Genomic DNA, 12,315 nt, shown 5'->3' with positions numbered 1-12,315 from the left:
GGGAGCAATGACAATGACACATCCAACCTGGACTTTACCCGTTACCGATACCAGCGCACTGGTACTGACCCCCTGCCCCGGCACCAAAGGCGTTGCTCTGTCAGACAGTCTGGCGCAGTTGAAAGCGCAAGGGGTACGCGCTGTCGTCACCGCCATCAATCAGCAGGAAATGGCAGACAAAGAGGTCGCTGACTTAGGCCAGCTGGTTGAACAGTCGGGCATGTTGTGGGCACACACTCCGATCGAAGACGATGCCGCGCCTGATAGCGAATTTGCGGCACAATGGCAGGCAGCCAGCCCGCAATTGCATAAAATTATGGCAGAAGGGGGCAACATCGCTCTGCATTGCATGGGCGGTTCCGGCCGTACCGGTTTACTCGCCGCACATCTGTTGCTGGAAATGGGCTGGCCGTTGTCACGCATTATCGAAGACGTCCAGGCGCTACGTCCCGGGGCCTTTACCAAACCGGTACAGGTGGATTATATCCGTCAGGTAGCGTCACAATAATAAACAGTGCTTCGCCGTTTCATGCCTGCTGATGCTTTTGTGTTACATCACAACCAGCAGCCGAAACGGCGAACAATACGAGTGTCGTGTCTATGTTTGCTAAATATTTCTCACAATTCAGCCAGCCGGTTCGCCAGTATATGCTGGTGACCTTCAACTACTGGAATTTCACTGTGACTGACGGCGCGCTTCGCATGTTAGTCGTACTCTATTTTTACGAGCTGGGTTACTCCACCCTCGCTATCGCCTCCCTCTTTCTGTTCTATGAATTTTTCGGCGTGATCACCAACCTGGTCGGGGGCTGGCTGGGCGCCAGACTGGGTCTGAACCGGACCATGAACATTGGCCTTGGCATGCAAATTGTTGCCCTGCTGATGCTGGCCGTACCCAACCCCATGCTGACCATTCCCTGGGTCATGGCTGCACAGGCGTTATCCGGGATCGCCAAAGATCTCAACAAAATGAGTGCCAAGAGCGCCATCAAAACCCTGGTGCCGGACAACAAACAAAGTGCGCTGTACCAGTGGGTCGCACTGATGACGGGGTCAAAAAACACTCTCAAAGGTGCCGGTTTCTTTCTCGGTGGTCTGTTACTCAGCGTTATAGGGTTCCAGAATGCGGTGCTGACAATGGCTGGGGTGCTGGCGCTGGTGTTCATCAGCAGTATCGTGACGCTGAAAGCCGACATGGGCAAAGCGAAAAATAAGCCCAAATTCGCCGAGATGTTCTCCAAATCTGAAAGTGTGAATATCCTGTCAGCTGCCCGCATGTTCCTGTTCGGAGCGCGAGATGTCTGGTTTGTGGTTACTCTGCCTGTGTATCTCGGTTCGGTGTTCGGCTGGAATCACAGTGCCGTCGGCGGCTTCATGGCAGCCTGGGTAATGGCGTATGGATTTGTGCAGGGCTTTGCACCAAGACTGACAGGGAAAGCGCAGGGCAAAGTGCCGGACGGGCAAGCCGCCACACGCTGGGCACTGCTGCTGGCTGTCATTACCGCGGGTATCGCTTACGGGGTGCAGATTCAATGGCAGCCTGAACTGGTGATCGTCGGTGGGCTGATGCTCTTTGGCGCCATCTTTGCGATTAACTCGTCACTGCACTCCTACCTGATTGTCAGCTACGCCAAAGACGATGGCGTATCACTGGATGTCGGCTTCTACTACATGGCCAATGCCATGGGCCGCTTAATTGGCACAGTGCTGTCAGGCTGGATCTTCCAGGTTGCAGGCCTTTCCGCCTGCCTGTGGGTCTCTTTCGTCTTTCTCGCCCTCACCACCCTGATCTCCCTGAAACTGCCTAAGATTCAGGCTTATCAGATAGTGTCTTAACCACCATAATCAGCAGCGAACCGATGACCTCAAACAACCGGTAAATCGGTTCGCTGCCCCCACTCCGCCCAGGAACCATCATAAACCGACAGGTTTCTGTACCCGCACTGATAAGCCGCCAGCAGTCCGATGCAGGCGGTCACGCCGGAGCCGCAGCTGAAATACAGTTTTTCGTCGCCGATCACCTGCTGCTCTGCGAACAACGCCTGCAGTTTGTCTGGATTTTTATACTGGCCGTCTTCAATAAAAGAGGTGAAGGGAAGGTTTATCGCATGGGGAATATGCCCGCTTCTCAGCTCTGGTCGAGGCTCCGGTTGCAGGCCAGAAAACCGCCCGGCACTGCGTACATCTATAACATGATGCCCCGGCAGACCGGCTTTTTCTGCCAGTTCTCGCCAGTCAGCAATCCACGCTGTGCGATACTCACCCTGCCACCCGTTGCCGCTCTCAGGAATGACGGGAGAAGCGACGACAGCCCTACCTTCTGCGATCCATTTAGGCAAACCGCCGTCCAGCACAAAGACCTGCTCGTGCCCCATCAGCTTAAACAACCACCAGACGCGCGGCGCTGAGTAGATACCTTTTGCATCGTAAATGACAATCACAGAATCCGTCTCAATGCCCAGTTTGGATACTTCTCGCTGAAATGCCTTATATTTCGGTGCGATGTGAGGCAACAAAGAAGAAGCATCAGAAAACTGTCGCTCGAGATCAAACACCATAGCGCCGGGGATATACTGCCGTGTGTCCAGGTCGGTATTGTCGCCAGCCACACTCTGCATGGTGGCATCGACGATAACCACTTTAGACAACCCACTATGGCGTTCCAGCCAGGATGTGGACACTAACACACTCATCATTTCCCCCTCAGGTAAACCCGGTATTGAGTAATTTGCACTCAATTTGAAATCATCATGCTGAAAAAGGCGATAGATAAATGACAGTTACACTGATTTTTAGCCCTTATTGTGAGGAAAGTGTTTCTCACAGACAAAACTGACAGTTTTCATCATGGGAGCCATTCAGAGACTGTCGGCGATGTATATGCAGCATGCCTTCCTTCAGCCCCATCTTATAACCTTCATCCAGAGTAGATTTACGCATCGTTAAACGCTTCACGCTGAAGCTTTCTGGCGGGGCGATGACCCGGATTGTGGCATCTTGCGGCGGTTGACGGATGAACTCCAGCGACGCGTTATAGTTATCAGCACGTTTGATCATGGCACTGGCTATCTGCGGCTGACGGGCGAAGACTTTTTTCATCATCCAGGGATATTTTGCCGGTTTCATCTGATAGCTGAGCGGATGTGACAAAATCACTGTGATATCCCTTGCACCGCGGCGATAGGCTTCCCGCACCGGAATCGAATCTGCCACGCCACCATCGGTATAACAGCCGCCGGCAAAACAAGGTGTTGCTTTATAAGCAATCGGCAGCGCACTGGTGGCTTCCATGACATCGCTGACGTTAGATGGACTTACGTTGTAATAATCAGCCGTGCCCGTGTTGATATTGGTGGCTGCGGCAATCAGTGCGGTTTTCCCGAACAGTTTGTGCTGATCCAGCGGATAGAGCCGCAATGATTCATCGATGAGCCACCGCACATCAACCAGGTTGCCTCCTTTCAGGAAACGAGCAGGATTGTAAAACCGTTTATCCGTCGCTAACTGCGTGATAACGCGATAACTCCGTTTAGGCTGGTTCGCCAGATACCCCAACAAGTTCGATGCGCCCGCTGAAACGCCGATGGCCAGATCAAAAGGGTTATAGCTATCGTCCATAAAAGCATCCAGTACCCCGCTGGCAAAAATACCGCGCATGGCACCGCCTTCCACCACTAATGCTGTTGTCTTCTTCATAAATTGCTAACCAACTGATTTAAATTAAATAAATATTACCTAAAGTCGGTCTGGCTGGGTAATTGAAATCACGGATTGTTCAGATAGGAGCAAGCTATGGAAGCACAGCAGGTACTTAGCAACAGATCTTAGCAGGACAGGCACTTTTTTTATCGCTAAAGTGCTGCTCCTGACAGGGTTGTAGATAATTATCAACGCATTTCTTGAGCAAACTCTGAATCTTCACTCAACTGGCTATGTTTTCCCGAAGGATTACCCTAGGGTTTCAGACAAACACAGAATAGGGAAGTAACTATGTCTTTTGAAATGCTGGTCGCGCTTGATGTTGCGGACGATGAAATATACGCACAATACAGACGCGAAATGACCCCCATTTTATCCCGCTATAACGGCAGCTTTGGCTATGATTTCAAAGTTTCTGAAGTATTGATTTCACAGGTGTCTGCACCCATCAACCGTGTTTTCTCTGTTCGCTTTCCCAGCGAAGACATGAAAAATCAATTCTTTAATGACAAAGAGTATATGGCAGTAAAACAGCATTATTTTACACCGTCGGTTCGGGCCACCACCCTCATCGCCAGTTACGAGAAACCAGACAGCTAAACCACACAGACACTTTTATTGTGCAGTCCAAAACGTTACCGTATCGTCCTTCCGGCAAACAGTGCGGTAAGCAAAACATCAAGCTTACCGCCCTCAGCGAGACAAACATGCGAAAGACAGATAAAAAAACGGACAATCAAATCAGAATAGTACTGACAGAAGTGTGTGACCATGCGCTGGGCACTTACCCCGGCTTTCAGTGGCTGACCCATCTGGTTGATTACTCGCACTTTCCTGACAGTTTGAAAGTGGTTTGTGTGTTCGATACCAATGCGAATCTGTCACACTTTTATGATGATGCGGGAAACCCTGTACTTGAAGCCTTGATAGTCAAAAAACTGGCAGCGGTTGGCGTCCGCCTGAACAGACCGTCTGCCCACATCACGTATGACACCGAAGAGAATTGCGAACGAGAGAACAAGGGCAAATGGGCGCACCGTTTGGGGTGAGTTGGAGGTCGTTTACTATTCAAATCCCTGACAGCCGGGCTTGCCCTTACTATTGCTGTGCTCATTCACGTCAATGGCTGAGTTTAAATAAGTAATGGATGTACAGTTACTGCAGTCAGGGTTTCTTTACTGCCCCGTTAAAAAATCAACAATAAGGGAAAAACGTATATGGCCTCCGCCCAAGATTTTGCAGTCAGTCGCCAGTATTTCATCTACAAAGCAGATGAATACAGATTATCAAGAATTAAAAATGCGAGAGTAAAAGTAAATACGCTGAAAGACCACCTGCTCAGGGTATTTATTATCGGCATGATTGTTTCCAGTGTTATTTGGTTCATCGATCCGGAAGGAATGGCTTTAATCTTCGCGCCGTTCGGGTTTATCACTGGCGCGCTGAGCGCTTTAGTCACGGCACGTAAATATGAACTACAGATTGAGTTCGAGCACACTGACGAAACCGGGCTGCAGTGGATTACCGTCGTAAAAGGTAATAAACCAGCCGACATGGCGATCTTTTCAGAGCAGGCCGATCAGCTGAAGCAACAGATTGCCTGATGGGGCAATCGATAAAGCCGGCAGAGGGCTTTTTCTTCATTATTTGCATTATTTTCGGACAAGAATGTGAGCCATGACGGATGGCAAACTGCCGAAGTGAAATGATCAACAAAATCAGGCGTTATACTTCTGTTACCAGATTACCGGGAACAGAGAGAACCTTATGACGACCCTGCTGGATACGCATTCAGACATCAATGAAGCCGCCCTTCGCGCTATCGCCCATATGCCAACGACCAGCTTACCGGTATTGATGGGCCATGACTTCACAAGCAAATTATCCGATGCTGATTACATGCGCATTGCTGTTCTGCTGGCGCAAAAAAGTTACCACGAAGGCGGTTGTCCGATTGGTGCGGTGATCATCAATAACCAGACCGGACAAATAGTTGGCAAAGGCCACAATACGCTGGTTCAGGAAGATCACCCGTACAACCACGGTGAGACCTCCGCCATTCGCGATGCAGGCCGGATAGATTTCAGCCAGACCACCTTGTTTACCAGCCTGAGTCCTTGCGATGTCTGCGCGACGCTCCTGTACATGCGCGGATTCAAGCGGGTTGTCGTCGGCGATATCACCAATGCCTCAGGAAACGAAGAGCTGTTGCGGGAAAAAGGGATTCAGGTCGATATTCTGGAAGATAAACAAGGTATTGCACTTTACGCACAATTCAGAAAAGAAAAACCAGATCAAGATCTTGAAGACTGGAAAGGACTGTGCGCGGTGCATTCCCATTGCACCTCTTAGCCCTAGTTGACGGTAACCTCAGCGATCCTCTTTCAGGTATAGGAGAACCCAGTGGAAATCATCCGGTGCTGCCAGACCAGCGATTTAGCTGGTGTGCGCGAACTCTACGCAGAACTGCGCCCTCATGACCCCGTTTTATCGGATCTGCAGGCTACGAAATGCTGGCAGGACATACTCAGCAGCCCGCACACAAACATCATTGTTGCTGATATTGACGGGGTGCTGGCATCCACCTGCCAGCTTGGCCTGGTGCCCACCATGACGAACGGAGGTCAGCCCTTTGCCATCATCGAACATGTTATTACCTCGGCAAAATACAGGCGGCGGGGACTGAGCCAGAAAGTCATTGAGAAAGCCCTCTCACTCGCCTGGGACATGGGATGCTACAAAGTTATGTTGCTGTCAGGAGAAAACCGGCCAGAAGCGCATCACCTTTATGAGAAAGTCGGGTTTCAGTCGGGTATTGAGCGCGGGTTTGTCATTAAAAAACCAGTAAATGCCGGTCCGGGCTGACCTGTGACGATAAGCACAGCGCAGACTTTACTTTGAACAGCCTCCTGTTGATCAGCTATAACATACAAGGCTGGAACAGGTTACATTAACCGAATGTCGCTTTGCGACACTTTAAACGGAAAAGGAAAGTCCCTTGGTAGGAAGAATTGTTGATAAATTGCTGTTTGGCGTCATGCTCATCGCGGCGCTTCAGGTTCCGTTACTGGCCGATCACTATCAGCAATATCTGGCAGGATTATTTGAAGCCACACAGTGGCAGGTCAAAGGCTACGAAAACACCGCCAGACAATACGGTTACCCTGACGTGAATGCAATGATTGAACAACATCTGGACAATCAGGAAGCCAGTGTCAGAGCGGACGCCTTACAAAAACAAGCAACCCTGAGCCACTATCAAGACCTGAAAGCCGGCCTAGCCGTTTTTGAGCAAGGGACATTGATTGAGAAATCAGTGTACATGTTCACACCTGCACGCTTTGACGCATTAGAAAAAACCCTCACCCACTTCAAACCCGGCATCCCACTCTCGCTCAACGGTCTGATGTTTGGTGCCATCCTGGGGTTAGCCGCCAATATCCTGCTTACTCTGCCTTTTAGCTTATTGTTCAGGCGTAAACGTCGGGCAATGCTCGCCGCCAAGCGGCCAGTGATATCGTGATGATATGTGGCTGAAAACGCCAGTTTAGACTGTCTCATCATAGCGGCAGTGAGGGGGAGAGAGATCAAAAAAGCGCGAGTTCATCGCGCTTGAATAATTCAGTGAATACAAAATAAATTTAACAACTCAGCCAATCAGTTGATTAAATTTAAAATCGATAACCCAATACGTCGCTGAATACATGGCTGCCAGCAGAGCCACTGTAAAGCCAATAATCAATTTGGGAGAAATCACACGCCTCAGAGGCCGGCTAATAACCGCGGCCTTTAAATTCACTAACTGAAGCTTTTCCTGCTCCTGCAGTCTGTCTTCTTTTATCAGCTGGTAAATGGTTTCCGCAATATCAGCGATTTTTTCGTTACCACGTTCAACACGACCGAATTTCCCTTTAAAACCCACCTGTAGCAGAAAGTATAAAAATTCGATAAGTTGCCTGTAACGTTTGGGATCTTGTCTGAGCCTGTCCAGAATGGTATAGAATTTATCACCACCTGATGTTTCATTATGAAACTCAGCAAGCAGGCTATGCGTGCTCCAATTACTTTTCTCTCCCCATTCCTGACTGTAAACCGCTTCGTCAACAGCAGCACAGACACAATAACGCATCACCAGCAGCGATGCTCTGTCTGTGTTTGCGAGTAGCAGCCGCTTCTCGGCGTCTTGAATTTCCCTGCTGATTTTCTCACGCAGCAAGGTAGGATCATCCAACCAGGGAATTGATGGAATACACGTCAGACAGGCCAGTACCCAGGTAAACTCGTCAACCAACTGGTTAATACCCAGTTTTTTGATTTCCAGCTGCTTTACCGCAATATTACGTGGTACCTCAGGAGCCGGCATGACCTCCATAGGTTTGCCGGGCTCAGGCTGAAACAGAACGACGGTTATGTCATCATCGAACTGACTCATAATCTGACAGCCCACATTTGTAGTTCAATATTGGGGAAATCGCCGGACACATGCATGGCAATACCGGATGAAGAAGACAATGCCTTCCATTCATCAGACGCCTTATCCAGCTCAAAATAGGTAAAGCCCGCATGGTAAGGTAGCTGACGAGGTACAACCGGCATTGCTTTAATGGCGATACCAGGGAGCTGGAAGTTCACCAGATCACGAATATTCTCAAGGCTGCCCACTTTAACCTGGGATACAAAGCGGGTATGAAGTACATCCAGTGTGACATCGGCTTTCACGGCAAGGATAAAGGTCGTCGTCTGGATAATCTCGCGATCAGCAATATTGGCGACACGTACACCATAGCCTTGCTCTTTCAACACCAGTGGGATTGCACGCTGTTCTGACATTACTGTCAGACTATTGCGGTTCCGGCTGATCAGAGACCACATACAGTCGGTCAGATCACCGTGATTATAGGGCGAGAAAGTCTCAGGACGACGGGATGATGTACATAATGTCGCCAGTTCTCCTTCGGCCTGCAGCAACACACGGTACAGTGCTTCAGGGTGAACACCCTCCAAACCCGCTAAATGCCAGAAAACCGGCTCCAGCTTGTTCACCACCTGCAATAGCATGAAATCCGCAACCGACGATACGCCTTGCTGGTCAACCACACCAAGCCGGCTAACAATTGACTCAGCGCGATGTTTTAGCAGAGAAGCAAATTCGGTAACAAACTTTGTCAGTACAGCGGATGCTTTAATATCAAGACAAGTAGGAATGAACTTGTCATCAAGCAAGACAGTGCCATCACTTTTCACTTCCGAAATTTTCAGAATTGGGATCGACGTAAAAGCCGAACGATCTTCCGTCTCTAACATCAACCGGAAATTCAGGCTGCCGACATGAATGGTTGTGGTATCTTCACTGTCGTACAAACAGTCGACCACTTGCTGCTCCTGAAGACGATAGCGTGCACCGTCCCCCGCATTGGTATACAGCTCTCCCTGCTCTGACGGTAAAGGACAGCATAAATACACCACTTTATCTACCGTCGATGAGTCCACCTCCAACATAGCCGGCGCCATGGCTTCAGAAGGAAAAGCAAACGGTGTGCGATCCTGTAATATCCCCTCAGCAACCGTGACGCCGATTTTGCCCATTTTCAGCAGTTCAGCATTAATCTCTAAGCGACTAATCCCCCAATTTAATGGCGAGCTGAAAGCTGTGTACAAACTCACTTGCTGAGAGTGAAAACGGTCCAACTGCTGAAAATGCTGTGGTTTCATGAACATGCCGTCTTGCCAGACAACCGGGTTATGCAATGACATAATGCTTCCTTAGAAATAAATCTGTTCTACGCCTTGTGTACGTTCAACAGACAACACGTTATTCGCCAGATTCACGTCCAGATAATAACTCTCCCGCTCTTCGATAGTGTGTATAGTCCGCCAACTTGTCCCGTTAATATCCCGGAAAGCAACTGCAAATCCGACGGCGCGTGTTTCTGGCTGAAGTTTCAAGAATTCCGTGAGTTCCTGATCGGGTTCTAGCTGGTACTCATACCGCTTAATATATTCATCACCCAGTGCAGCTTTGTCGTTTTCAAATAATGAGAAGAAATCCAAGCTGCGAAACAGCACAGGTGAAGACAGCTCATAAATGCGCAGAATGGCCGGTGATGATGACCCGTTAGGACGAAGATTCAGACTCTTATCTGTCATAATATGCACTTCTACTTCCGCAGTTTCAGGGATAAGCCCGGTAGTATCTTTAAACTGCTCCCAAACTGCGCACCCTGACAGTGACAGTGCGGCAATCAATGCCAAAAAATAATTACGCATTTTGCTCCTGTAACAATTCTCTGTACTTTGATTCTAAGCTTGCATCAAAGCTATGTTTTTCCTCGGTCCGCCAATTTGACTGCTGCTCAGAAAAGTACGCCTGATACGCTTTCCAGTTGCGTTGGCTCTTCAGCCAGCCCCCGCCGGCCTTTTGTCTGGCTTCAAATGTTGACGGTGACAAAGCTTCCAGCTGTTGCTGGAAAATACCTTCTCGTGCCTGAAGTAATCGGGAGCGGTGCGCATCCAGCTCTTCCTGGATATGTTCTATCAACTCATAAGGCTCAAGAATCGACTGCTGGTACAGCGACATCATACTGTCCAGTAAGTGCGGTTTGGCTGACTCGGAGTCACCAGCCATCTCCAGAGAAAGATGCAACTCTGCGCTCAGTGCATCAAGGCACCCTTTTAAGCTCAGCCCCATTTGACGAAACCAGTGCTCGTCACAAAGGTGTTGCAACTCGGAGGGAATGCCTAACCCTTGCAAAAACGCCTGTTCCGGTTGCATATCTGATGTTTCAGAACGCTTCTTGGCAGTACTCACTGCTCTGGACTGAGTGGGTTGTTCTGTTACTGAAGGCTGGGTGTGTGATGTTGCACGCCTGACAGGTGCAGCTCGTTGAGTGAATTTATCCCGTGGTGATGAAAAGGTCTCCGCTTTTTCCGAAGCAGGAAAACTGCCATCTTCAACATTCCAGTCTTCCGGAATCAGGCTGGGAACATCCATTTCAGAATGAATGCTTTCACTATCGTCAAGGATTTGTCGTTGTGTTGCGTTGTAATCAACAAACTGTTTGGGCTCGTCATCTTCAATCAGAGATTCAGCTTCTTCATTCACTTCCTGAAGATAAGAAAGCGGTTCAGTAGAATCCCCTTTATCATCTTGTGGCAGGAACAGCTCTTCTATCGTTCCCTCCCCTAACATTTCAGATTCAGGAGGAAGGATCAGGTTCAAACTGTCGACGGGATCATTGCTTTTCATATCCGGCATAATGTCTTCTGCCAGATTAATATGCTGCACCTCATTCTCAAATCCTGCACTGAATTCATAGCGGCCCATCGAAATAGAATCGCCTTCCTGCAGCACTGTCGGCTGACTCTTCAGCGCACGCTTACCATTGATAAAGGTACCATTGGTGCTGATATCATTGAGATAATACTCACCGTTATAACAGGTGATCAGAGCATGTGTCGCCGATAGATACTTATTCTGGTCTTCAAGATGAAAGACACTCTGAGCACTACGGCCGATTGTCCCGCCCTGACTGTCAAATTCCATTTGCTTTGCCCCGACATATTCTTCCGGGGCACTGTTCACTTTGAGAATGAGGGTTTTGTGCGTCATAAACGATCTTAGAATAGAAACGATAAGGAAAATTCTACGCCGCCAAGACCATCATTGACCGGCACGATCAGCGTCGCCTGAGGAGCAATCTGTAAATGCGCATCGGGATTACTGCCCATTTTTATCACCATGCCTGCATTAAGCAGTAAACTGGCTTCAAACGCATTGTTATCAGGTAACTGAGTACCGTACTTGAATTCATCGGCATCAACATGCCACCGCTCGCTGTACTGGCTATAGGCCAGTGATATACCCGCGCCAAGGTAAGGTGTCAGCCAGCTCGCCACGGGTACGGCATACTGAGGCAGTACACGAAACTCATAATTGGTAACTTCCTGGTAAACACCATTCTGAGGTGCAGGAATACTGTCCGCGAAATAATTCAGACCAAACCACCAGCGCCAGCGGGCACTGTTATCATCGATAGGCCGTGTATGTACCAGTCCCCAGCGAATACTTTGGTTTTCGCCCGACTCACCTTCCTCAGCAGTCGACGTAAAATCATAATATGCGCCAGTGACACCAAAACGTTCACCTTTGGCAGAGGCAAAGGAAGCATGAATTAAACAATAAGCTATACAGGCTACTGTAAGAAGACGAGGCATAATGTTCGCTTTCTCTAATTTAAAAACCCCTGAAAGATAAACGCATAAAAATACGAATTCAAGGCTTGATTTACGCTATCTGTAAATAAGTTATTTTTCCTATTGGATCTGTCATTTTCACTGTATGAGGTTGCGAATTGACAGCAATTTTAAACTCACAAAGCTAATCTTTAATTGCCTACCATTAAGGTCACTGGATTGAAAATATCAATTTGAGGCATGCGTCCCAAAAATGTATTTTATGATTCATTAATTTAATCGACCATAAGTGTGATTAAACTCCCAAGTTCATGCATCAAGAACTAAAATCACTTCTATCAGCGATGACAACAAAGATTAAAGATTGTCATAGCAATGTTAAAAACGGTTAAAACATAAGGATGGTTCTAATAAAAACGGGTA

15 protein-coding genes are annotated in these 12,315 nt (G+C 48.6%); 8 read left to right on the top strand and 7 right to left on the bottom strand.

The annotated features are described in order from the left end of the window. The first annotated feature begins 13 nt into the window (after positions 1-13). Together H511_RS0108140 and arsJ are read left to right on the top strand one after the other, a co-directional pair. A complete protein-coding gene (locus H511_RS0108140) occupies positions 14-508 on the top strand; it encodes a cyclin-dependent kinase inhibitor 3 family protein (protein ID WP_027251868.1) in 495 nt (164 codons plus the stop codon). A 92-nt stretch (positions 509-600) separates the two neighbouring features. Continuing rightward, a complete protein-coding gene (arsJ, locus tag H511_RS0108135) occupies positions 601-1,836 on the top strand; it encodes an organoarsenical effux MFS transporter ArsJ (protein ID WP_036759193.1) in 1,236 nt (411 codons plus the stop codon). Positions 1,837-1,865: 29 nt separating this feature from the next. Here arsJ and H511_RS0108130 read toward each other — a convergent pair whose 3' ends face one another. Together H511_RS0108130 and H511_RS0108125 are read right to left on the bottom strand one after the other, a co-directional pair. Continuing rightward, on the bottom strand, positions 1,866-2,693 hold the full coding sequence (locus H511_RS0108130; protein ID WP_051287998.1) for a sulfurtransferase: 828 nt from the start codon (positions 2,691-2,693) through the stop codon (positions 1,866-1,868). Between the two features lie 127 nt (positions 2,694-2,820). Then, positions 2,821-3,696, bottom strand: a complete 876-nt coding sequence (locus tag H511_RS0108125) for a patatin-like phospholipase family protein (RefSeq protein WP_027251865.1) — start codon at positions 3,694-3,696, stop codon at positions 2,821-2,823. Between the two features lie 294 nt (positions 3,697-3,990). Between H511_RS0108125 and H511_RS0108120 the strand changes: the two genes are divergently transcribed. The 6 genes from H511_RS0108120 (at position 3,991) to H511_RS0108095 (ending at position 7,222) form a co-directional block, all read left to right on the top strand. Next, complete coding sequence (locus H511_RS0108120; protein WP_027251864.1) at positions 3,991-4,299, top strand: DUF1330 domain-containing protein; 309 nt, start codon at positions 3,991-3,993, stop codon at positions 4,297-4,299. Positions 4,300-4,406: 107 nt separating this feature from the next. After that, on the top strand, positions 4,407-4,748 hold the full coding sequence (locus tag H511_RS0108115) for a hypothetical protein (RefSeq protein ID WP_027251863.1): 342 nt from the start codon (positions 4,407-4,409) through the stop codon (positions 4,746-4,748). A gap of 168 nt (positions 4,749-4,916) precedes the next feature. Continuing rightward, positions 4,917-5,303 (top strand): hypothetical protein, encoded by a 387-nt coding sequence (locus H511_RS0108110; RefSeq protein WP_027251862.1) that lies wholly within the window; start codon positions 4,917-4,919, stop codon positions 5,301-5,303. A gap of 163 nt (positions 5,304-5,466) precedes the next feature. Beyond that, a complete protein-coding gene (locus H511_RS0108105) occupies positions 5,467-6,051 on the top strand; it encodes a nucleoside deaminase (protein WP_027251861.1) in 585 nt (194 codons plus the stop codon). Between the two features lie 51 nt (positions 6,052-6,102). Next, positions 6,103-6,564, top strand: coding sequence for a GNAT family N-acetyltransferase (locus H511_RS0108100; protein ID WP_027251860.1), 462 nt, complete (start codon positions 6,103-6,105; stop codon positions 6,562-6,564). 133 nt (positions 6,565-6,697) lie between these two features. Then, the gene (locus tag H511_RS0108095; RefSeq protein WP_027251859.1) at positions 6,698-7,222 is read left to right on the top strand and encodes a DUF2937 family protein; all 525 of its coding nucleotides are present in this window, start codon (positions 6,698-6,700) and stop codon (positions 7,220-7,222) included. A 126-nt stretch (positions 7,223-7,348) separates the two neighbouring features. On the opposite strand, the gene icmH is transcribed toward H511_RS0108095, so the two are convergent. From icmH to H511_RS0108070, 5 genes are read right to left on the bottom strand one after another with little or no spacing between them, the layout of a single operon-like run. Continuing rightward, the gene (gene icmH / locus H511_RS0108090) at positions 7,349-8,131 is read right to left on the bottom strand and encodes a type IVB secretion system protein IcmH/DotU (protein WP_027251858.1); all 783 of its coding nucleotides are present in this window, start codon (positions 8,129-8,131) and stop codon (positions 7,349-7,351) included. After that, positions 8,128-9,453 (bottom strand): type VI secretion system baseplate subunit TssK, encoded by a 1,326-nt coding sequence (tssK, locus tag H511_RS0108085; protein ID WP_027251857.1) that lies wholly within the window; start codon positions 9,451-9,453, stop codon positions 8,128-8,130. Before tssK ends, icmH begins: the two co-directional genes overlap by 4 nt. A gap of 9 nt (positions 9,454-9,462) precedes the next feature. After that, positions 9,463-9,966, bottom strand: coding sequence for a type VI secretion system lipoprotein TssJ (gene tssJ, locus H511_RS0108080; protein WP_027251856.1), 504 nt, complete (start codon positions 9,964-9,966; stop codon positions 9,463-9,465). Next, entirely contained in the window at positions 9,959-11,308 is a 1,350-nt protein-coding gene (locus H511_RS0108075) for a type VI secretion system-associated FHA domain protein (protein WP_027251855.1), read from the bottom strand. The genes tssJ and H511_RS0108075 overlap by 8 nt, the downstream gene beginning before the upstream one ends. An 8-nt stretch (positions 11,309-11,316) precedes the next feature. After that, positions 11,317-11,913 (bottom strand): hypothetical protein, encoded by a 597-nt coding sequence (locus tag H511_RS0108070; RefSeq protein WP_027251854.1) that lies wholly within the window; start codon positions 11,911-11,913, stop codon positions 11,317-11,319. Positions 11,914-12,315 lie beyond the last annotated feature (402 nt).

The organism is Photobacterium halotolerans DSM 18316, assembly GCF_000425165.1.
In the GTDB taxonomy this organism is placed as follows: Bacteria; Pseudomonadota; Gammaproteobacteria; order Enterobacterales; family Vibrionaceae; genus Photobacterium; species Photobacterium halotolerans.
This window is presented reverse-complemented; position numbering and strand designations above follow the sequence as displayed.